Source organism: Tepidiphilus thermophilus (assembly GCF_001418245.1).
GTDB lineage: Bacteria > Pseudomonadota > Gammaproteobacteria > Burkholderiales > Rhodocyclaceae > Tepidiphilus > Tepidiphilus succinatimandens.
This window is the reverse complement of sequence record NZ_LIPU01000014.1, coordinates 1-21441: the sequence shown is the minus strand read 5'-3', so window position 1 is coordinate 21441 and position 21441 is coordinate 1. Positions and strand designations below refer to the sequence as shown.

Genomic DNA, 21441 nt, shown 5'->3' with positions numbered 1-21441 from the left:
GCCCGCAGCGCGGGAGTGACGACACGATGAAACGCATGCTCTTCAACGCGACGCAGCCAGAGGAACTGCGCGTCGCCATCGTCGACGGCCAGAAGCTGATCGATTTCGACATCGAAGGATCCGGCCGCGAACAGCGCAAAGGCAACATCTACAAAGCGGTGATCACCCGCATCGAGCCCAGCCTCGAGGCGGTGTTCGTCGATTACGGCGAGGATCGCCACGGCTTTCTTCCCTTCAAGGAAGTCGCCCGCACCTACTGGAAGAGCACCGAGGCCAACGGCCGCACCCGGGTGCAGGACGCGCTCTCGGTCGGGCAAGAGCTCATCGTCCAGGTGGAAAAAGACGAGCGTGGCAACAAGGGGGCGGCGCTCACCACCTACATCTCGCTCGCCGGCCGCTACCTCGTACTCATGCCCAACAACCCGCGCGGCGGGGGCGTGTCGCGGCGCATCGACGGCGAGGAGCGCGCCGAGCTCAAAGCCCTGCTCGAGGAGCTCGACGTCCCCGAAGGCATGAGCCTGATCGCCCGCACTGCCGCCATCGGCCGCACGCGCGAAGAACTGCAGTGGGACCTCAACTACCTCCTCAAGCTGTGGCGTGCGATCGAAGACGCCGCCGCCTCGCAATCCGGCCCCTTCCTCATCTACCAGGAAAGCGCCCTGGTGATTCGGGCGATCCGCGACTACTTCCAGCCCGACATCGGCGAGATCCTCTGCGACACCGACGACATCTACGAGCAGGCGCGCCAATTCATGGCCCACGTCATGCCCGACTGCGTGCCGCGCGTCAAACGCTACCAGGACGACGTCCCCCTCTTCTCCCGCTTCCAGATCGAGCACCAGATCGAGACGGCCTATTCGCGCCAGGTGAATCTGCCGAGCGGCGGGGCCATCGTCATCGACCACACCGAAGCGCTGGTCGCCATCGACGTCAACTCCGGTCGCGCCACGAAAGGAGCCGACATCGAAGAGACGGCCTTCAAGACCAACCTGGAGGCAGCCGACGAAATCGCGCGGCAACTGCGCCTGCGCGACCTCGGCGGGCTCATCGTCATCGACTTCATCGACATGGAGTCGGCCAAGAACCAGCGCGAGGTCGAGAACCGCCTCAAGGATTCCATCAAGCACGACCGCGCCCGCGTACAGCTGGGCAAGATCAGCAAGTTCGGTCTGCTGGAACTCTCGCGCCAGCGGCTGCGTCCGGCGCTCGCCGAAACGAGCTACATCACCTGCCCGCGCTGCACCGGCACCGGCCACATCCGCAGCACCGAATCGGCCGCGCTGCACATCCTGCGGCTGATCGAGGAAGAGGCGATCAAGGAGAACACCGCTGCCGTCTACACCCAGGTTCCGGTCGACGTCGCCACCTATCTCCTCAACGAGAAGCGCGTCGACGTCGCCCGCATCGAAGCGCGGCACAAGGTGCGTATCGTCGTCATCCCCAACCGCCACCTGGAAACTCCGGCCTACGAGGTGGTGCGCCTGCGCCACGACCAGCTCGACACGCACGACGTCACCCTGGTGAGCTACGAGCTGGCCACCCCGCCCGCCCCCGAATCCAGCCGTGTCACCGAGCTCACCGAGAAACCCGCCCGACGCCAGGAAGCGGCCGTCAAGGGCATCACCCCCGAAACGCCGCCCCCTTCGCCGAGCGCACCGGCCCCCACGCCGACCCCCGCGCCTGCCGCCGAAGCCGCTGCGGCCAAACCGGCGGCCCCGGCTCCCTTGGTGCAGCGCCTCAAGTCCTGGCTGCGCAGCCTCATGGGCCCAGGCGAGGGCGAAGCAGCCAAGGCCGAAGCGCCCATCCCAGCCCCCGCGGCAGCCGAATCCGCCGCCGAAGCGCCCCGACGCCCTGAAAGCCGGCGTCAACCGCGCCCGCCCCGTAGCGCCGAAGGATCCCGCCGCAGCGAGCGGCCGCCGCGCGAACCGGGCCGGCGCCGTGAAGAAGCGACGGAACGCCGCAGCGAGCGTACGCCCGTCGAAGCGCCTCTTCCGAGCCCCGTTCCCGAAGCCCTGCCCGGCGCACCGCAAGCGCCCCGGACGCCCGTCTCCGCCCCTAGCGCCGAGCCCACGCCGTCGCCTGCCGTGGAGGAAACCGGAGAAACGCTGGAACTGGTCTTGCCAGCGGCCGGCGAGGACACCACGTCCGAGACCGTTGCCAAACGCCGCCGCCGCTCGCGCTCACGCCGCAAGGCCGTGGGTGAATCGGCAGAGGTGATCGAATCCGCCGAAACCGAAGAAACGGCGCAGGCCGAGGCCGAACCCGCTGCGAGCGATGAGGACGCCCAGGCCGTCGAGGCCCAGCCGCCGCGCAGGTCCGCGAAAAAGCGCGATGACGCCGCCGCGCCTCTGCCCGAAGCGTCATCCGCCGCCCCCGCGCCGGAAAACCTGCCCACCCTCGTGCCACCGCAACTCCCCGCGCCGACGGTCGGGCGGGACGGCGCAGGCGCGGCCTCCGAGCCCGAAGCCCTTCCCACCACGGCCACGGCCGCTCCCGCCAGCCAGACCGAGATCTCCACGCCGCGGGGCGAACCCGAGGCAGCACGGCGCGATCGGCCCGAAGGCGGGACGGCGGTCGAAATCGCCACCGTACCGCTCACCGATCTGGCTACGCCGATGCCGTCCCCAAGCGCTCCGGCCACCGAGGCGGCGCCCGCCGAGCAGACGCCGCCCAGCCGCACGGCCGCCACCCAAGAGTCGCCGGCGGTTCCAGCGGGCGAGGAAACGGCCGTCTCCGTGCCGGCAAGCGAACTCCGGCCAGAGGAGACCCCCTCCACGCCGTCCGGATCCGCCACGCCGAAGGCGGAGGTCGTGGCCCCCCCGCCGCCACCGGAGATGACGCCGCAAGCCCTGCGCGAGATCCTCGCCGCCGCCGGCCTGCAGTGGGTGGAAACCGATCCGGCCAAGCTCGCCGGGCTCAAGCCCACCGAAGTGATCGTGCAGCTCGGTCGCCCCGTGGTGCGCCCGCCCAAGGTCGAGGAAGGCCCGTTGGTGCAGGTCGAGACCAAGCAAACCGCTGCCGCATCGACGCCGGAGCTCACCGGCGAGCAGCCTCCCGCCGCCTGAAAAAGGGCGCGGCAAACGCCGCGCCCCTCACCTTGGGGCAGCTCGAAGAACCGTCGCGCAGTAGGTCATTCGAGGAGTCCCTTTCTTCGCCTGCGTTACTCCTCGAGCGATGCGTGGGGATCGGCACCGAAGACACGTTCGCGCAGGCGAAAGAGCCGGTCGCGCACCTGCGCCGCCGCCTCGAACTCCAGATTGCGCGCGTGCTCCAGCATCTCCTTCTCCAGACGGGCGATCGCCCTGGCCACCGCTTTCTCGTCGGCCGGGTCGACCGCCTCCTCCCAATGCGCCTCACCCGAAGCGGGCGCGCGGCGCACCGCGTGACGCCCCTCGCCCTCTTCGTCATAGACCCCGTCGATGATGTCCTTGATGCGCTTGGTCACGCCGCGCGGGGTGATGCCGTGCTCGGCGTTGTAGGCGAGCTGCTTGGCGCGGCGCCGTTCGGTCTCGTCGATGGCGCGGCGCATCGACTCGGTGATTCTGTCCGCATAGAGGATGGCCGTGCCGTGGAGGTTGCGCGCCGCCCGGCCGATCGTCTGGATGAGAGAGCGCTCCGAGCGCAGGAACCCCTCCTTGTCCGCGTCCAGGATCGCCACCAGCGACACCTCGGGGATGTCCAGCCCCTCGCGCAGCAGGTTGATCCCCACCAGCACGTCGAATTCGCCCAGACGCAGGTCGCGGATGATCTCCACCCGCTCGACCGTGTCGATGTCCGAATGCAGGTAGCGCGCCCGCACACCGTTCTCGTTGAGATACTCCGTTAGATCCTCGGCCATGCGCTTGGTGAGCGTGGTCACCAGCACCCGCTCACCGGCGGCCACGCGGCGCTTGGCCTCGGCGAGCAGGTCATCGACCTGGGTCGAAGCCGGCCGCACGATCACCTCCGGGTCCACCAGACCCGTGGGGCGCACCACCTGCTCCACGAGCTGCTGCTGGTGCGTCGCCTCGTACTCGCCGGGCGTAGCCGAGACGAAGATCGTCTGCGGCATCAAACGCTCAAACTCCTCCCACGTGAGCGGCCGGTTGTCGAGCGCCGAGGGCAGGCGAAACCCGTATTCGACGAGATTCTCCTTGCGCGAACGGTCGCCGCGGAACATTCCCCCGATCTGCCCCACCGTCACGTGCGACTCGTCGATGAAGAGCAGCGCATCGGCCGGCAGGTAGTCCATGAGGGTGGGCGGAGGCTCGCCCGGACGGCGTCCCGAAAGATGCCGGGAATAATTCTCGATCCCCTTGCAAAACCCCATCTCCGAGAGCATCTCCAGGTCGAAGAGCGTGCGCTGCTCCAGACGCTGCGCCTCCACCAGCTTGCCGCACTCCAATAGCCACGCCTTGCGCTCGCGCAGCTCCTCCTTGATCGAATCGATCGCGCGCAGGACGGTGGCGCGCGGCGTCACGTAGTGGCTCGAAGGATAGACGGTGAAGCGCACGAGCTTATGCACCAGATGCCCGGTGAGCGGATCGAAGAGCGTGAGGTGCTCGATCTCGTCGTCGAAGAGCTCGATGCGCAGCGCGTACTCCGCGCTCTCGGCCGGGAAGACGTCGATCACCTCGCCGCGCACGCGGAAGGTTCCGCGGCGAAAATCCGCGTCGGCGCGTTCGTACTGCATCTGCACCAGACGCTCGATGATGGCGCGCTGCCCCATGTGCTCGCCCTCGCGCAGGTGCAAGACCATCGAGTGGTAATCGACCGGATCGCCGATGCCGTAGATGCACGAAACGGTGGCCACGATCACCACGTCGCGCCGCTCCATCAGGCTCTTGGTGGCCGACAGGCGCATCTGCTCGATGTGCGCATTGACGCTCGAATCCTTCTCGATGTAGAGATCGCGGCTCGGCACGTAGGCTTCGGGCTGGTAATAGTCGTAATACGAGACAAAGTACTCGACGGCGTTCTTGGGGAAGAACTCGCGGAACTCGGCGTAGAGCTGCGCGGCGAGCGTCTTGTTCGGCGCCATCACCAGGGCCGGGCGCCCGCAGCGGGCGATGACATTGGCCATGGTGTAGGTCTTGCCCGAACCGGTCACCCCCAGCAGCGTCTGGTACATCAGCCCGTCGCGGATGCCCGCGACCAGCGCCTCGATCGCCTGCGGCTGGTCCCCGGCCGGCGGATAAGGCTGGAAAAGCTCGAACGGACTGCCGGGAAAACGCACGAAGCGCCCGCTGGAGGAAGGAAGTTCGGCCATGCTACAATTCCATTTTTCTGCGGTAGCCTTGCGACATCTTACCCCGAAGCGGGTTCCCGCAAGGCACAGCCCGATGGTCCAGCCCCAGGAGCCCCGATCCATGTCTCGCAGCCTCTTCGCCGCGGTCGAACTCGCGCCGCGCGACCCCATCCTCGGACTCAACGAAGCCTTCGCCGCCGACCCACGCCCGCAGAAAGTGAACCTCGGCGTGGGCGTGTATTACGACGAAGAAGGGCGCATCCCGCTGCTCGCCTCGGTGAAGACCGCCGAGGAAGCGCGCGTGCGTCAGGCCAAGCCGCGCGGCTACCAGCCCATCGAAGGCCCGGCGGCCTACACCGGCGCCGTCCAGCGCCTGCTCTTCGGTGCCGATTCCCCGCTGCTCGCCGAAGGGCGCGTCGTCACCGCCCAAGGGCTGGGCGGCACCGGGGCGCTGCGCATCGGCGGCGATCTGCTGCGGCGCATCGTGCCCGAAGCCACCGTCTACATCTCCGACCCCAGCTGGGAAAACCACCGCGGCATCTTCGAGGCGGCGGGCTTTCCCGTGCGCACCTACCGCTACTACGACCCCGCCACCGGCGGCGTCGATTTCGCCGGCATGAAGGCGGCGCTCGCGGCCATGGCCCCGCGCAGCATCGTCGTGCTGCACGCCTGCTGCCACAACCCCACCGGGGCCGACCTCACCGAAGCGCAGTGGCAGGAAGTCGCCCAGACCTGCGTGGCGGGCGAGCTCGTCCCCTTCCTCGACATGGCCTACCAAGGGTTCGCCGAAGGGATCGACGCCGACGCCGCGGCGGTGCACCACTTCCTCGCAGCTGGCATCCCCTTCTTCGTCTCGAGTTCGTTTTCGAAGAATTTCTCCCTCTACGGCGAGCGCGTCGGGGCGCTGTCCATCGTCACCGGCTCGCGCGACGAGGCCGAGCGAGTGCTGTCGCAGCTCAAGCGCGTCATCCGCACCAACTACTCCAACCCGCCCACGCACGGCGCGGCGCTCGTAGCCGACGTGCTCGCCTCCGGCGAGCTGCGCGCGCAATGGGAAGAAGAGCTCGGCGGCATGCGCCGGCGCATCCGCGCCATGCGCGAGGGCCTGCGGCAGCGGCTGGAAGCCGCCGTGCCGGGCAAGGACTTCTCCTTCGTCACCGAACAGCGCGGCATGTTCTCCTACACCGGGCTCACCCCCGAGCAGGTCGAACGGCTCAAGAGCGAATACGGCATCTACGCCGTGCGCTCCGGGCGTATCTGCATCGCCGCGCTCAATGCGCGCAACCTCGACTACGTCGCCGAAGCGATCGCCGCCGTCCTGCGCGGCTGAGCCCCTTTCCGCCGCCCCGCCCGGGGCGGCACTCTCTCCTCCCATGAACGAACTCGACACCTTCCTCGAACACCTCGTCTGGCGCACCCCCTCGGGCGAGGCGATCGGCTGCACGGAAAAGCGCAAAGTCCTGCGCGAGAACCTCGAAGAGCTCGCCCAGGTGCTCAAGGATGCCCTCGACGACGCGCTCCTCATGGGCGTGAGCGAACGCCAGGTGCGCGAGATCTTCCACGCCCTGATCGACCGCATCGAGAGCGACTTTTCCGAACGCGACGATTGAGCGCGACGAATCGATCCCATCGTCGGCGCTGGGGTTGCGTTTGGGCGCGGACGCATTAGAATGAAACCATGACGACACGGTATACCACCACCCCGATCCTCGAGGAGGAAGAGGCGCGGGTTTCCCCCCCGCCGTTCTATAAGGTGCTGTTGCTCAACGACGACTACACCCCCATGGACTTCGTCGTGATCGTGCTGGAGCGTTTTTTTCACATGGGCCGCGAACGCGCGACGCAAATCATGCTCAAAGTCCATCATGAGGGGATGGCAGTGTGCGGCGTCTATCCGAAAGACATCGCCGCCACCAAGGTCGAACAAGTCACGGCCTTTGCCCGGCAACACGGACACCCCCTCGCCTGCGTCATGGAGGAAGTTTGAAAATGATCGCCCAAGAGCTAGAAGTCACATTACACATGGCGTTCGTCGACGCGCGGCAGAAGCGGCACGAGTACGTCACCGTCGAACACCTGCTGCTCGCGCTGCTCGACAACCCGTCGGCGGCCGATGCGTTGCGTGCCGTGGGGGCCAATTTCGATGAACTGCGCCGAGAACTGTCGCAGTTCATCGACACGCACGTACCGCGGGTGCTGGGCAACGGTGAAGTCGACACCCAGCCCACGCTGGGTTTCCAGCGCGTCATCCAGCGCGCCATCCTGCACGTGCAATCCTCGGGCAAATCCGAAGTAGTCGGCGCCAACGTGCTGGTGGCGATTTTCGGCGAGAAGGATTCGCACGCACTCTATCTGCTGCAGCGGCAGAAGATCACCCGGCTCGACCTCGTCAATTACCTCTCTCACGGCATCGTCAAGTCGCGCAACGCCGCGCCAGGCGAAGCCGCAGCAAGCAAGGCCAAGCACGAGGGGAGTGAGGAAGAAGAAACAACGCCGCAGGGCAACGGCGGTGCGCTGGAGAATTTCACCGTCAATCTCAACCAGCTCGCCCGCGAAGGCAAGATCGACCCGCTCATCGGCCGCGAGACCGAGCTCGAGCGCGTCATCCAAACGCTCTGCCGCCGGCGCAAGAACAATCCGCTGCTGGTGGGCGAGGCCGGCGTGGGCAAGACGGCCATCGCCGAAGGGCTCGCGCGCATGATCGTCGAAGGCAAGGTACCCGAGATCCTCGCCAACGCCCAGGTCTACGCGCTCGACATGGGGGCGTTGCTTGCCGGCACGAAATACCGCGGCGACTTCGAACAGCGCCTCAAGGCCGTGCTCAAGCAGCTCAAGGAGCGGCCCAACGCCATCCTCTTCATCGACGAGATCCACACCCTCATCGGTGCGGGGGCGGCCTCGGGCGGCACGCTGGATGCCTCCAACCTGCTCAAGCCGGCGCTCTCCAGCGGCCAGCTCAAGTGCATCGGCGCCACCACCTACGCCGAATACCGCCAGATCTTCGAGAAGGATCACGCCCTGTCGCGGCGCTTCCAGAAGATCGACGTGCCCGAGCCGAGCGTGGAAGACACCATCGCCATCCTCAAGGGGCTGCGCAGCCGCTTCGAAGCGCACCACAACGTGAAATACTCGACCGCGGCGCTGCACGCCGCCGCCGAGCTCGCGGCGCGTTTCATCACCGACCGTCAGCTGCCGGACAAGGCGATCGACGTCATCGACGAAGCCGGCGCGGCGCAGAAGATCCTGCCCAAGAACAAGCAGAAGAAAGTGATCGGCAAAGGCGAGATCGAGGCGATCGTCGCCAAGATCGCCCGCATCCCGCCGCGCACCATCGCCGCCGACGACCGCGAGAAACTCGCCAGCCTCGAGCGCGACCTGAAGAGCGTCGTCTTCGGACAGGACGCGGCGATCGAAGCGCTCGCGCGCGCCATCAAGATGTCGCGCTCGGGCCTGGGCAATCCGCAAAAACCCATCGGCGCCTTCCTCTTCTCCGGCCCCACCGGCGTGGGCAAGACCGAGGTCGCGCGCCAGCTCGCCTACACGCTGGGGATCGACCTCATCCGCTTCGACATGTCGGAGTACATGGAGCGGCATACCGTCAGCCGCCTGATCGGCGCACCCCCCGGTTACGTCGGTTTCGAACAGGGTGGGCTGCTCACCGAAGCGGTGATGAAGAAACCGCACTGCGTGCTGCTGCTCGACGAGATCGAGAAAGCGCACCCGGACGTGTTCAACATCCTGCTGCAGGTGATGGACCACGGCACGCTCACCGACGCCAACGGCCGCTCGACCGACTTCCGCAACGTCATCATCATCATGACGACGAACGCCGGTGCCGAGACGATGCAAAAGAGCACCATCGGCTTCGCCTCCAAGCGTGAGGCCGGCGATGAGATGGGCGAGCTCAAGCGGATCTTCTCGCCGGAGTTCCGCAACCGGCTCGACGCGATCATCTCCTTCAAGCCGCTCGACAACGAAATCATCCAGCGCGTGGTCGAGAAGTTCCTCATGCAGCTCGAAGCCCAGCTGCACGAGCGCAAGGTCGAGGTGCACTTCACCGACGAGCTCAAGGCCTGGCTCGCCGCCAAGGGGTTCGACCCGCTCATGGGCGCGCGTCCCATGGCCCGGCTCATCCAGGACACGATCCGCGCCGCGCTCGCCGACGAGCTCCTCTTCGGGCGGCTGGTCAACGGCGGGCACGTGACGATCGACGTCGATGCCGAAGGCAAGGTGAAACTCCTCTTCGACGAAGAGGCCGTGCTCGAATCCTGAACCCGGGCGGACGCCATCCCGCGTCCGAGCTGCTGCTAGAATCTCCGGTCGTCTTCCACCGACCGGAGATTTTTTATGGACTTCCATACCGCCGACCTGTGCGACGCGCACGAAGACCGCGTGCGCGTGCTCGCCCCCATGCTGCGCTCCTATGGCGGCGCCCGCGCCGCGGGCGGGCCCGTGCGCACCCTGAAGATTTTCGAGGACAATGCCCTGGTGCGCGAGATGCTCGCTGAGCCCGGCCAGGGCGCGATGCTGGTGATCGACGGCGGAGGATCGCTGCGCCGGGCGCTCCTTGGCGACAATCTCGCCGAACTCGCGGTGAAGAACGGCTGGGCCGGAGTCGTCGTCTATGGCTGCATCCGCGATTCGGCCGCCATCGGCCGGCTTCCGCTGGGTGTCTGGGCGCTTGCCACCCATCCCATGAAAACCGTCAAGCGCGGCGAAGGGCAACGCGACGTGCCGGTGAGTTTCGGCGGCGTCACGTTCGCGCCAGGGATGTTTGCCTACGCCGACGAAGACGGCGTGATCGTATCCGACGCGCCCCTCGTATGAACCATAAAGGCGGCGTGATGCCGCGGCACGCTTGCCTTATCTTATGTCTTATATAAGACTGTTGACGTCGCGCTCGAGCTGACGTACCATGCAGCCCATGAGCTTTGCTCATGGGCTTTTTCCCCTCTCTCATGGAAGGAACCGTCATGGATCGTCAACAGCAGATCGCCGCTCTGAAAAAAGACTGGGCCGAGAACCCCCGTTGGAAAGGCATCACGCGCCCCTACACCGCCGAAGACGTGGTGCGGCTGCGCGGCTCGGTCACCCCTGAATACACCCTCGCCCGCCGCGGCGCCGAGAAACTGTGGAAGCTGCTGCACGAAGAGCCCTACATCAACTGCCTCGGCGCGCTCACCGGCGGTCAGGCGATGCAGCAGGTGAAAGCCGGCGTCAAGGCCATCTACCTCTCCGGCTGGCAAGTGGCCGCGGACAACAACGAATACCGCGCCATGTTCCCCGACCAGTCGCTCTACCCGGTCAATTCCGTGCCGGTGGTGGTCGAGCGCATCAACAACGCTTTCAAACGCGCCGATGAGATCCAGTGGAGCAAGGGACTCAACCCCGGGGACAAAGGCTGGATCGACTACTTCGCGCCCATCGTCGCCGACGCCGAGGCCGGTTTCGGCGGCGTGCTCAACGCCTTCGAGCTCATGAAGGCCATGATCCGCGCCGGCGCCTCGGGCGTGCACTTCGAAGACCAGCTCGCCTCCGTGAAGAAATGCGGCCACATGGGCGGCAAGGTGCTGGTGCCGACCTCCGAAGCCGTGCAGAAACTCGTCGCCGCACGGCTTGCCGCCGACGTCTGCGGCGTGCCCACGCTGGTCATCGCCCGCACCGACGCCGAAGCGGCCGACCTGCTCACGTCGGATCACGACGAATACGACAAACCGTTCCTCACCGGTGAGCGCACCGCCGAAGGGTTTTATCGCACCCGCAACGGTCTGGAGCAGGCCATCGCCCGTGCGATCGCCTACGCGCCCTATGCCGATCTCGTCTGGTGCGAAACGGGTACGCCGGATCTCGAATTCGCCCGTAAATTCGCCGAAGGGGTGCATGCCAAATTCCCCGGCAAGCTGCTCGCCTACAACTGCTCGCCCTCCTTCAACTGGAAGAAGAACCTGGACGACGCCACCATCGCCAAGTTCCAGCGCGAACTCGGGGCCATGGGCTACAAGTACCAGTTCATCACGCTCGCCGGCATCCACTCCATGTGGTACAACATGTTCGACCTGGCCTATGACTACGTGCGCCGCGGCATGTCGGCCTACGTCGAGAAAGTGCAGGAACCCGAATTCGCCGCCCGCGAACGCGGTTACACCTTCGTGGCGCACCAGGCCGAAGTCGGCACGGGCTATTTCGACGACGTGACCACGGTGATCCAGGGGGGACAATCCAGCGTCACCGCGCTCACCGGTTCGACCGAAGAAGAGCAGTTCCACTGATCACGAGAGAGGGGGGAGTCCGCGGCCGCACCAGACGGCCGCGCGCAGACAAAGTTGAGGCCGGGAAACCGGCCTTTTTTCTTTGACACGCTGCCCTTCGCACTCAAGCGTTCAAGCGCCGCGCAGTCCCCGTCCGAGCAGATACACCTCCGCACTGCGATCGCGCGAAGCCTTGGGCTTGCGCACCGCCACGCTGCGAAACGCCGCGCCCAACGCCCGGCGGAAGTCGTCGAACCCTTCTCCCTGGAACACCTTGATGAGAAAGACCCCTTCAGGGCGCAGGTGGCGCACGGCGAAATCGAGCGCGAGTTCCGCCAGATGCATTGCACGCGCCTGATCGACCGAGGCGATACCCGAGAGGTTGGGCGCCATGTCGCTCAGCACCACGTCGAGCACTGCGCCGGCGAGCAGCGCCTCCAGCGCCCGTTCCGTCGCCTCCTCGGTGAAATCCCCTTGCAGGAAATCCACGCCGGGAATCGGCGCCATGGGCAGCAGATCGAGGGCGAAGACCCGCCCCGTCTCCCCCACGCGCTCGCGCGCCACCTGCGACCAAGCCCCTGGCGCCGAACCCAGGTCGAGCACGCACTGTCCGCGGCGCAGCAGCCGATCCTTGTCGTCGATCTCGAGTAGTTTGAACGCCGCCCGCGAGCGGTAGCCGGCGCGGGTGGCCTCCTGCACGTAAGGATCGTTCAGATGCCGGTGGATCCAGTCCCGGTGGCTTTTGTTCTTTCCCATCGTCCTTGCGTTAAAATTCCGTTTTAGGCTGCGAAACCCCATTCCATGCGCCAGATCGACAGTCACACCCGCCGGGCGCTGCGCGCCCAGGCCCATCACCTCAATCCTGTCGTCATCATCGCGAGCAAGGGCCTCACCGAGGCGGTACTTGCGGAGATCGACCGGGCGCTGACGGCGCACGAGCTCATCAAAGTACGGGTGGCCGGCTCCGAGCGCGAGGTGCGCGAAGCACTCATGGCCGAGATCTGCGAGCGGCTCGACTGCGCGCCGGTACAGCACATCGGCAACCTGCTGGTGCTGTGGCGCCCCAAACCCGAGGCCACCCCGCGCGCAGCGGCGGAAAAGCCCACCGCCCCGGCAGCGCATGCAAAATCGGCCAAGTCCTTCGCCCGGGCAGCCCGGCTGCGCGCGCTCATCGAAGCGCGCACCGCAGCCAAGGCGGCACGCCAACGCCGCCCCGCCAAGGGGCGGAGCCGCAAGCCTTAGACGTAGCGCACGTCCAGGATCTCGAACTCGCGCATACCCCCCGGCGTCTGCACCTGAACCACGTCGCCGGCGTACTTGCCGATGAGGGCGCGGGCGATCGGCGAGCTCACCGAGATCTTCCCTGCCTTCACGTCGGCCTCTTCGTCGCCGACGATCTGGTAGCACGCCTTGTCGCCGCTTTCCAGATCCTCGAGTTCGACGGTGGCGCCGAACACGACCCGCCCGTCGGCATCCAGCGTCTTCGGGTCGATGATCTGGGCATTGGCCAGTTTCGCCTCCAGCTCCTGGATGCGCCCCTCGATGAACGCCTGGCGCTCGCGCGCGGCGTCGTATTCGGCGTTCTCGGAAAGATCGCCGTGGGCGCGCGCCTCGGCGATCGCCGCGATCACCGCCTGCCGCTCCACGGTCTTGAGACGATGCAATTCCTGGCGCAGTTTCTCTGCACCTTCGACGGTCATGGGGTATTTCATCTCGCCTCCTCCCGCAACCGGGCATGCAGCGACTGCAAGGAATACACGTCGTAGCGTCCTGCCTGTTCGATGCCCAGGCAAGCGGCCTCGGCCCCTTCGATGGTGGTGAAGATCGCCGAGACCTTGGCCGCGAGCGCGCTCGTGCGAATGGAGCGCGAATCGAGCACCGCCTGGCGCGCCTCTTCGACCGTATTGATGACGAGATCGATCTCGCCGTTCTTGATCATGTCGACGATGTGCGGCCGCCCTTCGGTCACCTTATTCACCACGCGCACGGGAATTCCAGCCTGGGCGATCACGCCGGCCGTGCCGCGCGTAGCCACCAGCTCGAAGCCGAGCGCGTGCAGCTTGCGGGCGATTTCCACCGCCGCGGGACGGTCCTTCGGCTTGACGCTGATGAAAGCGCGCCCCTTGGTAGGCAACCGCACGCCCGCCGCCAGTTGCGCCTTGTAAAAGGCTTCGGCGAAGGTCTGGCCCACTCCCATCACCTCGCCGGTCGACTTCATCTCAGGGCCGAGAATGGGATCGACCCCGGGGAATTTCACGAAGGGGAAGACCGCCTCCTTCACCGAATAATAGGGCGGCACGATCTCGCGCGTCACTCCCTGCTCGGCGAGCGGGCGTCCCACCATGCAGCGTGCCGCCACCTTGGCGAGCGGCACGCCGCAGGCCTTGGAGACGAAAGGCACCGTGCGGGAGGCGCGCGGATTGACCTCCAGCACATAGACGACGGCCTTCTCCCCTTCTCCCTGGATGGCGAACTGCACGTTCATCAGGCCCACAACGCCCAGCGCCCGGGCCATGGCCACCGTCTGGCGGCGCATCTCGTCGAGCACGGCCGGCGCGAGCGTGTAGGGCGGCAGCGAACAGGCCGAATCGCCCGAATGCACGCCGGCCATTTCGATGTGCTCCATGATGCCGCCGATCACCACGTCCTTGCCATCGGCGAGTGCGTCGACGTCGACCTCGGTGGCGTCGTTGAGGAACCGGTCGAGCAAGACGGGTGAGTCGTTCGACACCTTCACCGCCTCGCGCATGTAGCGCTCGAGGTCTTTCTGCTCGTGCACGATCTCCATGGCGCGCCCGCCGAGCACGTAGCTCGGGCGTACCACCAGCGGATAGCCGATCTCGGCGGCCAGCCGCAACGCCTCTTCGGGCGTGCGCGCGGTGCGGTTGGGCGGCTGGCGCAGGCCCAGCTGCATGAGCAGCTGCTGGAAGCGTTCGCGGTCCTCGGCCGCGTCGATCGCATCGGGCGCGGTGCCGATGATGGGCACGCCATTCGCCTCCAGCGCCCTGGCGCGCTTGAGCGGCGTCTGGCCGCCGAACTGCACGATCACCCCTTCCGGGCGCTCGACGTGGACGATCTCGAGGATGTCTTCCAGCGTGATCGGTTCGAAATAGAGCCGGTCAGAGGTGTCGTAATCGGTGGACACGGTCTCCGGGTTGCAGTTGACCATGATGGTCTCGAAGCCGTCCTCGCGCAGTGCGAGCGCCGCATGCACACAGCAGTAGTCGAATTCGATCCCCTGGCCGATACGGTTGGGTCCGCCGCCCAGGATCATGATCTTGCGCCGGTTGCTCGGGGCCGCCTCGCACTCTTCCTCGTAGGTGGAATAGAGGTAGGCCGTCTGGGTGGCGAACTCGGCCGCGCAGGTATCGATCCGCTTATAGACCGGACGCACCCCCAGGGCATGCCGGTGCAGGCGCACGGCGGTCTCGTCGCGCTGCAGCAGCTTGGCGAGCCGCCGGTCGGAGAATCCCTTGCGCTTGAGCGCGCGCATCTGCGCCGCGTCGATCGCCTCGAGCGAGCGGCCCATGAGCGACTGCTCCGTGCGCACGAGATCCTCGATCTGGGCGAGGAACCACGGATCGATGTGCGACAGGCGATGCACGTCGGCGAGCGCATAGCCCTCGCGGAAGGCCTGGGCCACGTACCAGATGCGTTGTGGGCCGGGGTTGGCCAGCTCGTGCTCCAGTTCGCTGCGATCCGCGTCGAGCTCATCGAGCCCATAGACCCCCACTTCCAGCCCGCGCAGCGCCTTCTGGAACGATTCCTGGAAGGTGCGGCCGATCGCCATCACTTCGCCCACGGACTTCATCTGCGTGGTGAGCCGGTCGTCGGCCTGGGGGAATTTCTCGAAGGCGAAACGCGGCACCTTGGTGACCACGTAATCGATCGTGGGCTCGAAAGAGGTCGGCGTCGCCCCGCCGGTGATCTCGTTCTTGAGCTCGTCGAGCGTGTAGCCCACGGCGAGCTTGGCCGCCACCTTGGCGATGGGAAAGCCCGTGGCCTTGGAGGCGAGCGCCGAGGAGCGCGACACGCGCGGGTTCATCTCGATCACGATCATGCGCCCGTCTTTGGGGTTGATGGCGAACTGCACGTTGGAGCCGCCCGTGTCGACCCCGATCTCGCGCAGCACGGCAAGGGAAGCATCGCGCATGCGCTGGTATTCCTTGTCGGTGAGCGTCTGCGCCGGCGCCACGGTGATCGAGTCGCCGGTGTGCACGCCCATCGGGTCGAGGTTCTCGATGGAGCAGACGATGATGCAGTTGTCGGCGCGATCGCGCACGACCTCCATCTCGAATTCCTTCCAGCCGATGAGCGACTCTTCGATGAGCAGTTCGCTGATGGGGCTCGCATCCAGCCCCCGCTTGCAGATCTCGACGAACTCCTCCATGTTGTAGGCGATGCCCCCGCCCGTGCCCCCAAGGGTGAAGGAAGGCCGGATGATGACCGGAAAGCCGATCCGTGCCTGCACGGCCATCGCCTCTTCCAAGGTATGGGCGATACCCGAGCGCGCCGACTCCAGCCCGATGCGCGTCATCGCCTCCTTGAATTTCTGCCGGTCCTCGGCCTTGTCGATCGCCTCCTCACGCGCGCCGATGAGCTCCACCCCATAGCGCGCCAGCACCCCGCTGCGGGCGAGCTCGAGCGCGCAGTTCAAGGCTGTCTGCCCCCCCATGGTGGGCAGCAGCGCATCGGGCCGCTCCTTGTCGATGATGCGCTCGAGCACGGCGGCGGTGATCGGTTCGATATAGGTGACGTCGGCCGTCTCCGGGTCGGTCATGATCGTGGCCGGGTTGGAATTGACCAGGATCACGCGGTAGCCTTCCTCGCGCAGCGCCTTGCACGCCTGCACGCCGGAATAGTCGAACTCGCACGCCTGGCCGATGATGATCGGGCCGGCGCCGATGATGAGGATACTGTGGAGGTCGGTACGCTTGGGCATGTCGTTCCCTGTCGTCGGTAGGTAGCCGCCGGCCCCGCCCGCTCGTGACGGACGGGGCCGGCGGCGGAAAAACTCATGGACGTTGGTTGCGGTGCGCGTCGATCAGCGCGACGAAACGGTCGAAGAGATACCCCACGTCGTGCGGCCCCGGGCTCGCCTCGGGGTGGCCCTGGAAGCCGAAGGCCGGCGCGTCGGTGCGCTCGATCCCCTGCAGGCTGCCGTCGAAGAGCGAGACGTGCGTGACGCGGCAATTGGCCGGCAGCGTGTCGGCATCCACGGCAAAGCCGTGGTTCTGGCTGGTGATGTACACGCGCCCGGTGTCGAGATCCTTGACCGGATGGTTCGCGCCGTGATGGCCGAACTTCATCTTCACCGTCTTCGCCCCCGAGGCAAGCCCCAGGATCTGGTGCCCCAGGCAGATGCCGAAGGTGGGAATGCGCCGCGCGATCGCCTCGCGCGCGGTGGCGATCGCATAACCGCAGGCGGCCGGATCGCCCGGCCCGTTGGCGAGCAGGATGCCGTCGGGCGCGAGCGCGAGCGTCTGTTCGAACGGGGTCTGCGCCGGCACCACCGTGACGCGGCAGCCGCGCGCGGCGATCATGCGCAGGATGTTGCGCTTGACGCCGTAATCGTAGACCACCACGTGCCGCGGCCCTTCGCCGGCCGGCACGTAACCGCGCCCCAGCTCCCATTCGCCCTCGTGCCAGATGGCGACGTCACGCCGGCTCACTTCTTTGGCCAGATCCATGCCGGCCAAGCCGGGGAAGGCGCGCGCCAGGGCGAGCGCCTCGGCCACGTCCGGCGTCTTGCCCACCGGGGCCGTGACGATGGCGCCTGCCTGCGCACCGCGATCGCGCAGGATGCGGGTGAGGCGGCGCGTGTCGATGCCGGCGATCGCCACCACCCCTTCGTCGCGCAGAGACTCGGGCAAAGTGCGGCGCATGCGGAAGTTGCTCGCCAGAAGCGGCACGTCGCGCACCACCAGACCGGCGGCCATCACCCGGTCGGATTCGAGGTCTTCGTCGTTGACGCCGACGTTGCCGATGTGCGGATAGGTGAGCGTGACGATCTGCCGGGAATAACTCGGGTCGGTGAGAATTTCCTGATAGCCCGTCATCGAGGTGTTGAACACCACCTCACCGACGGTGTGACCGGTCGCACCGATGCCCTCGCCGTGGAACACCGTTCCGTCGGCAAGGACGAGGATCGCGGGATTGAAAGACACGACGGCTCCTTGCAGTGGATTCAGCGGTGCGTGAGCTGCCCGCCGAAAAAAACGGGATGGGCGCGCTTCGCCATCCCGTTCTTTACATTTATATTTTACCGCGAAAACCTGCCGGCGGCAATCGCCGCGCCTTTCAGCGCAAGCCCAGCACGTCGCGCATGTCGTAGAGACCGGGCGGGCGCCCCTGCAGGAAACGCGCCGCACGCATGGCCCCCACGGCATAGGGCATGCGGCTCTGCGAACGGTGGGTGATCTCGATGCGCTCACCGGTACCGGCAAAGAGCACGGTGTGGTCCCCCACGATATCCCCGCCGCGGATGGTGGAAAAGCCGATCTGCCGCGACGGGCGCACGCCCACCTCTCCTTGGCGGCCATAGACGGCCTCGCGTTCGAGGTCCAGGCCCAGCACGCGGGCGAGGATGCGCCCCATCTCGAGGGCGGTGCCCGAAGGCGCGTCGACCTTGTTGCGGTGATGCGCCTCGATCACCTCTACGTCGTAGCCCTCACCGAGCAAGGCGGCAGCGCCTTCCAGCAGCCGGAAGACGACGTTGACCCCGACGGCCATGTTGGGCGCGAGGACGATGGGAATCTCCTTGGCGGCCTGTTCGATCAAGGCCCGTTGCTCGGCGTCGAACCCGGTGGTGCCGATCACGACGGATTTGCCCAGCCGCTGAGCCACTCGGACAAGCCCGACGGTGCCCCCCGGTCGCGTGAAGTCGATGACGCAATCCGCCGCGGCAACTGCTGTCTCGGGATCTTCGCCGATGAGCACACCGGTGCTCCGTCCAATTGGATCCCCCGCGTCGCGGCCGATCCATTCGCTGCCGGGGCGCACGAAGGCCGCCGCAAGCTCGATGCCCGGATCCTCGAGCGCTGCCTCGACCAGCATCCGCCCCATCCGGCCGCCCGCGCCGGCGATTGCAACCCGAACCGGTTTCATGGTGCATTCTCCTCTTTCGTCTGCCCTTTGGTTTCGGCGCCGCCCCCCGCTTCACCACTTGCCGGCTCAGGCTCCTCTTTTTTCTTCTTCTCCTCTTTTGGCGGCTTGCCGGGAACCTCGACCACGCGCGGTGCGGAACTCGTCACCGGCGCATCCCCCTCGGTCGGCATCACGTCGCCAGCCACGCGCACGAGCACGTCGTTCTCGAAAAACACGGTGAGCCGCCGCTGCTGGATCGTGCCGTCGCCCTTTTTCACGTAGTAGACGTAGTCCCAGCGATCGTTGCGGAATGGATCGACGAGCAGCGGCGTTCCCAGAAGGAAACGGACCTGGTCGCGCGTCATCCCCTTCTCCAAACGAGAGACGGCTTCCGGATCCTGGAAATTACCCTGGCGCACGTCGGCACGGTAGGGCGAAGCCAGGCCCGCCAGTCGGTCCATCGAGCACGCGCTCGAGAGCAGCGCCAACGCGACGGTCGGCAAGAGAATACGAGGCGACATGAGTCTCACTAAGGTTCTGCCGAACGGCGAAAAACTATATCATAGCGCATGTCGTGCCGCCGGAACGCACGCACCAAGATGAGGGCTTCTGCCGATGGACAACACGAAGAATCTACGCAACATGGGCCTCAAGGCCACCTACCCGCGGCTCAAGATCCTCGAGCTCTTCCAGAGCGGTGAACACCGCCACCTCACCGCCGAGGACGTCTATCGCCTGCTCGACGCCGCCGGCGTGGAAATCGGGCTCGCCACCGTCTATCGGGTGCTCACCCAGTTCGAGCAGGCCGGCGTGCTGGAGCGGCACCACTTCGAGTCGGGCAAGGCGATCTTCGAGCTGGCCGCCGGCGAGCACCACGACCATCTGGTGTGCCTCGACTGCGGCCACATCGAAGAGTTCTTCGACGCGACGATCGAGGCGCGGCAGCGAGAAATCGCCCAGGAACGCGGCTTCGAGGTTGCCGATCACGCGATGTACCTCTACGCCCACTGCCGGCGCGAGAATTGCCCGAACCGCCAGAAGGGCGAATAGCGCCGCGCAAACCGTTCAGAAAACGTGCCGCATCCCGACGAAGAAGAACCCCGTATCACCGACCGTCTCCTGTGCCGCATGGCCGTTGCGGGCCGCGTCGGTCTGACCCAGCCATTGCATTTGGCCCCAGTCCAGGCCGTCATGGTCGATCGCCGTATAACCGGCATACGCGGTGGTTCGCTTCGACAGCGCCCGCGTCCAGGCGACGGTCCATGACGAAGGCGAGAATCGCCCTCCCTCTCCCCCGCCCACCCCCTCGAAACGGGATTTGCCATAAGCGAAGTGCAGATTGTTTGGCCCAAACGGCACGAGTACCCCAAACTGCCAGATCGAAACATCGAAACCACCCACTCCCTGGACATCGACCCCTCGTTGCCAGGAGCCGGCCAAGCGCAGCACTCCGAAGTCGTAGGATGCGCCGAAGAACCCCTCTTTCTGGGTTTCATCGGCCACTCGCCCGCCGACGAGATGCTCGCCGTCGAAACGGACCACATGGGCAATGGCACCGGCCTTGAAGGCCCCGCCGTCGTAGCGTAGGGCCACACCGTCCTTGTCGTCGTCGCCCTCCCCCGGACCATCGGCACGTGCCGTCTCGCGGTTACCGGCCGAATGGATGGCGGAAAAAGTCAGTGAGCGGAAACCGCCCTCCCACGTCACCGCGTTGTTCCAGCGCGCCGGCGAGTTGGGCGTGATCGACAATCGTCCCAGTAAAGAAAGCCAACTCTGCGGACTGGGCACGGCGGATAGCAAAGCGTCGTAGGCGTAGGTGAAATAGCCCGGCGCGTACTGCCGCCCCAGCGCCACCCGCCCGAACGCCCCTTCCAGCCCGACCCACGCCTGACGCGTGAGCACTTCACTGCCCTCGTTTTTCAGGGAGTCCTCGCGGCTCATCACCTCCGACTTGCCCGTATCCAGCGCGTAGCCCTGTTCGAGCACGAACGTGGCGACGAGCCCATCACCAAGCGATTCTTTGCCCCGCAAGCCAATGCGGTCGCCGGAAAACCAGCTGTCGTCGACGCCAACGGTCTGGTCTCCGCGCCACTCGCCGAATTTCACAAAGGCATCGGCCACGCCGTAGAGCTCGATTCCCGCCGCAGCGACGCTCGGCGCAACCCACATCATCATCCAGAGCGATGCGAAAGCAAAAGCACCTGTTTTTTGCATGAAAATCTCTTAATTTCTGCAAACGTCGGCGATTTTACACAAATTTCTTCGATCCGAATCATTTCATGCGTAAAAAAGGCCCGCGAGCGCCTCGTGCTTCGAGGACGCTCGCCGGGCCGATCAGAAAAAAACCGAGCTAGACAAGACGCACAGGCTGTGCGCCTAGCATCGTTTCGGTCTCGGAAGATGCCTTTGGCAGCTAATATGCTTTTGGATAATCTCCAAGAAGGGCCTGTGCATGATGACGGAGGTGATCGTCGATGAAAGTAGCCACGAAGTAATAGCTGTGATCGTAGCCGGGGTGACGCCGTAGCTGCAGCGGATGCCCGACTGCGGCACAGGCGGCTTCGAGCGCTTCCGGATGGAGCTGTTCGGCGAGGAATTCGTCCGCTGCCCCTTGATCGACGAGCAGAGGCAGGCGTTCCTCGGCCTGGGCGATGAGCGCGCAGGCGTCCCATTGCCGCCAGCGTTGGGGATCGTCCCCGAGGTAGGCGCGAAACGCTTTCTGCCCCCAAGGGCAGCGGCTGGGGTTGGCGATGGGAGCAAACGCCGAGACCGAGGCGTAGCGGCCAGGATTTTTCAGGGCACAGACGAGCGCGCCGTGCCCGCCGGTTGTGCAACCTTTTTTCTGTAAATTTCCGTGGTGTTGGTCATGACGCCGGGGTT

Annotated in this window: 18 protein-coding genes; 9 read left to right on the top strand and 9 right to left on the bottom strand. The window is 66.1% G+C overall.

Going from position 1 to position 21441, the window contains the following annotated elements; all coding sequences use genetic code 11:
* Nucleotides 1-26 precede the first annotated feature (26 nt).
* The gene (locus ASC37_RS09545) at nt 27-3065 is read left to right on the top strand and encodes an Rne/Rng family ribonuclease (RefSeq protein WP_055424159.1); all 3039 of its coding nucleotides are present in this window, start codon (nt 27-29) and stop codon (nt 3063-3065) included.
* A gap of 95 nt (nt 3066-3160) precedes the next feature.
* Here ASC37_RS09545 and uvrB read toward each other — a convergent pair whose 3' ends face one another.
* Nucleotides 3161-5248 (bottom strand): excinuclease ABC subunit UvrB, encoded by a 2088-nt coding sequence (uvrB, locus tag ASC37_RS09540; RefSeq protein ID WP_055424158.1) that lies wholly within the window; start codon nt 5246-5248, stop codon nt 3161-3163.
* 100 nt (nt 5249-5348) lie between these two features.
* On the opposite strand from uvrB, the gene ASC37_RS09535 reads away from it, so the two are divergent.
* The 6 genes from ASC37_RS09535 (at nt 5349) to aceA (ending at nt 11496) form a co-directional block, all read left to right on the top strand.
* A complete protein-coding gene (locus ASC37_RS09535) occupies nt 5349-6557 on the top strand; it encodes an amino acid aminotransferase (protein ID WP_055424157.1) in 1209 nt (402 codons plus the stop codon).
* Between the two features lie 43 nt (nt 6558-6600).
* Nucleotides 6601-6837, top strand: coding sequence for a hypothetical protein (locus ASC37_RS09530; RefSeq protein ID WP_055424156.1), 237 nt, complete (start codon nt 6601-6603; stop codon nt 6835-6837).
* 68 nt (nt 6838-6905) lie between these two features.
* A complete protein-coding gene (gene clpS / locus ASC37_RS09525) occupies nt 6906-7214 on the top strand; it encodes an ATP-dependent Clp protease adapter ClpS (protein WP_055424155.1) in 309 nt (102 codons plus the stop codon).
* 2 nt (nt 7215-7216) lie between these two features.
* Nucleotides 7217-9499 carry an ATP-dependent Clp protease ATP-binding subunit ClpA gene (gene clpA / locus ASC37_RS09520; RefSeq protein WP_055424154.1) on the top strand — a complete coding sequence of 761 codons (2283 nt, stop codon included), beginning with the start codon at nt 7217-7219 and terminating at the stop codon, nt 9497-9499.
* A gap of 75 nt (nt 9500-9574) precedes the next feature.
* The gene (rraA, locus tag ASC37_RS09515) at nt 9575-10054 is read left to right on the top strand and encodes a ribonuclease E activity regulator RraA (RefSeq protein WP_055424153.1); all 480 of its coding nucleotides are present in this window, start codon (nt 9575-9577) and stop codon (nt 10052-10054) included.
* A gap of 146 nt (nt 10055-10200) precedes the next feature.
* A complete protein-coding gene (gene aceA, locus ASC37_RS09510) occupies nt 10201-11496 on the top strand; it encodes an isocitrate lyase (protein WP_206202240.1) in 1296 nt (431 codons plus the stop codon).
* 111 nt (nt 11497-11607) lie between these two features.
* Here the strand turns inward: aceA and ASC37_RS09505 are convergent, their stop codons facing one another.
* Nucleotides 11608-12231: an RlmE family RNA methyltransferase gene (locus ASC37_RS09505; RefSeq protein WP_028875071.1), complete on the bottom strand. Its 624-nt coding sequence runs from the start codon at nt 12229-12231 to the stop codon at nt 11608-11610.
* Between the two features lie 45 nt (nt 12232-12276).
* Between ASC37_RS09505 and yhbY the strand changes: the two genes are divergently transcribed.
* A complete protein-coding gene (yhbY, locus tag ASC37_RS09500; protein ID WP_028875070.1) occupies nt 12277-12717 on the top strand; it encodes a ribosome assembly RNA-binding protein YhbY in 441 nt (146 codons plus the stop codon).
* Here yhbY and greA read toward each other — a convergent pair.
* From greA to ASC37_RS09475, 5 genes are all read right to left on the bottom strand, one after another.
* The gene (gene greA / locus ASC37_RS09495) at nt 12714-13187 is read right to left on the bottom strand and encodes a transcription elongation factor GreA (protein ID WP_028875069.1); all 474 of its coding nucleotides are present in this window, start codon (nt 13185-13187) and stop codon (nt 12714-12716) included. The two genes, yhbY and greA, sit on opposite strands and share 4 nt — an antisense overlap.
* A complete protein-coding gene (carB, locus tag ASC37_RS09490; protein WP_055424152.1) occupies nt 13184-16417 on the bottom strand; it encodes a carbamoyl-phosphate synthase large subunit in 3234 nt (1077 codons plus the stop codon). Before carB ends, greA begins: the two co-directional genes overlap by 4 nt.
* Nucleotides 16418-16490: 73 nt before the next feature.
* On the bottom strand, nt 16491-17642 hold the full coding sequence (gene carA / locus ASC37_RS09485; protein WP_232424760.1) for a glutamine-hydrolyzing carbamoyl-phosphate synthase small subunit: 1152 nt from the start codon (nt 17640-17642) through the stop codon (nt 16491-16493).
* Nucleotides 17643-17775: 133 nt separating this feature from the next.
* Nucleotides 17776-18582 carry a 4-hydroxy-tetrahydrodipicolinate reductase gene (gene dapB / locus ASC37_RS09480; RefSeq protein ID WP_055424151.1) on the bottom strand — a complete coding sequence of 269 codons (807 nt, stop codon included), beginning with the start codon at nt 18580-18582 and terminating at the stop codon, nt 17776-17778.
* Nucleotides 18579-19022, bottom strand: a complete 444-nt coding sequence (locus ASC37_RS09475; RefSeq protein ID WP_072247981.1) for an outer membrane protein assembly factor BamE — start codon at nt 19020-19022, stop codon at nt 18579-18581. Before ASC37_RS09475 ends, dapB begins: the two co-directional genes overlap by 4 nt.
* A gap of 154 nt (nt 19023-19176) precedes the next feature.
* Between ASC37_RS09475 and fur the strand changes: the two genes are divergently transcribed.
* Complete coding sequence (fur, locus tag ASC37_RS09470) at nt 19177-19611, top strand: ferric iron uptake transcriptional regulator (RefSeq protein ID WP_055424150.1); 435 nt, start codon at nt 19177-19179, stop codon at nt 19609-19611.
* A gap of 15 nt (nt 19612-19626) precedes the next feature.
* On the opposite strand, the gene ASC37_RS09465 is transcribed toward fur, so the two are convergent.
* Both ASC37_RS09465 and ASC37_RS09460 read right to left on the bottom strand, forming a co-directional pair.
* Nucleotides 19627-20736, bottom strand: a complete 1110-nt coding sequence (locus ASC37_RS09465) for a porin (RefSeq protein ID WP_072247984.1) — start codon at nt 20734-20736, stop codon at nt 19627-19629.
* Nucleotides 20737-20974: 238 nt separating this feature from the next.
* A partial coding sequence (locus tag ASC37_RS09460) for an alpha/beta hydrolase-fold protein (protein WP_267885682.1) occupies nt 20975-21441 on the bottom strand: 467 nt, incomplete at its 5' end.

Bases quoted from the DNA above. Each gene is read 5' to 3' on its own strand.
- ASC37_RS09545 (WP_055424159.1), top strand. From the start codon at position 27: ATGAAACGCATGCTCTTCAACGCGACGCAGCCAGAGGAACTGCGCGTC.
- uvrB (WP_055424158.1), bottom strand. From the start codon at position 5,248: ATGGCCGAACTTCCTTCCTCCAGCGGGCGCTTCGTGCGTTTTCCCGGC.
- ASC37_RS09535 (WP_055424157.1), top strand. From the start codon at position 5,349: ATGTCTCGCAGCCTCTTCGCCGCGGTCGAACTCGCGCCGCGCGACCCC.
- ASC37_RS09530 (WP_055424156.1), top strand. From the start codon at position 6,601: ATGAACGAACTCGACACCTTCCTCGAACACCTCGTCTGGCGCACCCCC.
- clpS (WP_055424155.1), top strand. From the start codon at position 6,906: ATGACGACACGGTATACCACCACCCCGATCCTCGAGGAGGAAGAGGCG.
- clpA (WP_055424154.1), top strand. From the start codon at position 7,217: ATGATCGCCCAAGAGCTAGAAGTCACATTACACATGGCGTTCGTCGAC.
- rraA (WP_055424153.1), top strand. From the start codon at position 9,575: ATGGACTTCCATACCGCCGACCTGTGCGACGCGCACGAAGACCGCGTG.
- aceA (WP_206202240.1), top strand. From the start codon at position 10,201: ATGGATCGTCAACAGCAGATCGCCGCTCTGAAAAAAGACTGGGCCGAG.
- ASC37_RS09505 (WP_028875071.1), bottom strand. From the start codon at position 12,231: ATGGGAAAGAACAAAAGCCACCGGGACTGGATCCACCGGCATCTGAAC.
- yhbY (WP_028875070.1), top strand. From the start codon at position 12,277: ATGCGCCAGATCGACAGTCACACCCGCCGGGCGCTGCGCGCCCAGGCC.
- greA (WP_028875069.1), bottom strand. From the start codon at position 13,187: ATGAAATACCCCATGACCGTCGAAGGTGCAGAGAAACTGCGCCAGGAA.
- carB (WP_055424152.1), bottom strand. From the start codon at position 16,417: ATGCCCAAGCGTACCGACCTCCACAGTATCCTCATCATCGGCGCCGGC.
- dapB (WP_055424151.1), bottom strand. From the start codon at position 18,582: ATGAAACCGGTTCGGGTTGCAATCGCCGGCGCGGGCGGCCGGATGGGG.
- ASC37_RS09475 (WP_072247981.1), bottom strand. From the start codon at position 19,022: ATGGACCGACTGGCGGGCCTGGCTTCGCCCTACCGTGCCGACGTGCGC.
- fur (WP_055424150.1), top strand. From the start codon at position 19,177: ATGGACAACACGAAGAATCTACGCAACATGGGCCTCAAGGCCACCTAC.
- ASC37_RS09465 (WP_072247984.1), bottom strand. From the start codon at position 20,736: ATGATGATGTGGGTTGCGCCGAGCGTCGCTGCGGCGGGAATCGAGCTC.